General features: G+C 55.2%; 1 rRNA gene. It reads right to left on the reverse strand.

What is annotated here, in order from left to right:
• Positions 1 to 9: 9 nt before the first annotated feature.
• Positions 10 to 1,530 (reverse strand): 16S ribosomal RNA (locus HMPREF0298_RS11165).
• Positions 1,531 to 1,639: the final 109 nt, after the last annotated feature.

The raw sequence follows: 1,639 nt of genomic DNA on the forward strand, positions 1-1,639 counted from the left end.
GCTCCTTAGAAAGGAGGTGATCCAGCCGCACCTTCCGGTACGGCTACCTTGTTACGACTTCGTCCCAATCGCCGATCCCACCTTCGACAGCTCCCTAACACGTTTAGGCCACTGGCTTCGGGTGTTACCAACTTTCATGACGTGACGGGCGGTGTGTACAAGGCCCGGGAACGTATTCACCGCAGCGTTGCTGATCTGCGATTACTAGCGACTCCGACTTCATGGGGTCGAGTTGCAGACCCCAATCCGAACTACGACCGGCTTTAGAGCGATTAGCTTCACCTCACAGTGTCGCACACGCGTTGTACCGACCATTGTAGCATGTGTGAAGCCCTGGACATAAGGGGCATGATGATTTGACGTCATCCCCACCTTCCTCCGAGTTAACCCCGGCAGTCTCTCATGAGTCCCCACCATCACGTGCTGGCAACATAAGACAAGGGTTGCGCTCGTTGCGGGACTTAACCCAACATCTCACGACACGAGCTGACGACAACCATGCACCACCTGTACACCAGCCACAAGGGAAAGACTATCTCTAGCCCGATCCGGTGTATGTCAAGCCCAGGTAAGGTTCTTCGCGTTGCATCGAATTAATCCACATGCTCCGCCGCTTGTGCGGGCCCCCGTCAATTCCTTTGAGTTTTAGCCTTGCGGCCGTACTCCCCAGGCGGGGCGCTTAATGCGTTAGCTACGGCACGAACCCCGTGGAAGGGACTCACACCTAGCGCCCACCGTTTACGGCATGGACTACCAGGGTATCTAATCCTGTTCGCTACCCATGCTTTCGCTCCTCAGCGTCAGTTACTGCCCAGAGACCTGCCTTCGCCATCGGTGTTCCTCCTGATATCTGCGCATTTCACCGCTACACCAGGAATTCCAGTCTCCCCTACAGCACTCAAGTTATGCCCGTATCGCCTGCCATCCCACAGTTAAGCCGTGGACTTACACAAACGACGCGACAAACCACCTACGAGCTCTTTACGCCCAGTAATTCCGGACAACGCTCGCACCCTACGTATTACCGCGGCTGCTGGCACGTAGTTAGCCGGTGCTTCTTATCCAGGTACCGTCACTTACGCTTCGTCCCTGGCGAAAGGAGTTTACAACCCGAAGGCCGTCATCCCCCACGCGGCGTCGCTGCATCAGGCTTGCGCCCATTGTGCAATATTCCCCACTGCTGCCTCCCGTAGGAGTCTGGGCCGTATCTCAGTCCCAATGTGGCCGTACACCCTCTCAGGCCGGCTACCCGTCGACGCCTTGGTAGGCCATTACCCCACCAACAAGCTGATAGGCCGCGAGCTCATCCCATACCGCAAAAGCTTTCCACCACCCCATCCAAAAAGTGGTCATATCCGGTATTAGACCCAGTTTCCCAAGCTTATCCCGAAGTACAGGGCAGATCACCCACGTGTTACTCACCCGTTCGCCACTCGAGTACCACAGCAAGCTGTGGCCTTTCCGTTCGACTTGCATGTGTTAAGCACGCCGCCAGCGTTCATCCTGAGCCAGGATCAAACTCTCCACAAAAAGAAGAAATTCAGAACTCGTGAAAAGCCCAAACCCAACAAAAACAAACCACACCACCCCACAAGAAAAACCTGCGAGGCAGTACTGGCAAAACCTTCAATTCAAAAAA

Source organism: Corynebacterium lipophiloflavum DSM 44291 (assembly GCF_000159635.1).
Classification (GTDB): Bacteria; Actinomycetota; Actinomycetes; order Mycobacteriales; family Mycobacteriaceae; genus Corynebacterium; species Corynebacterium lipophiloflavum.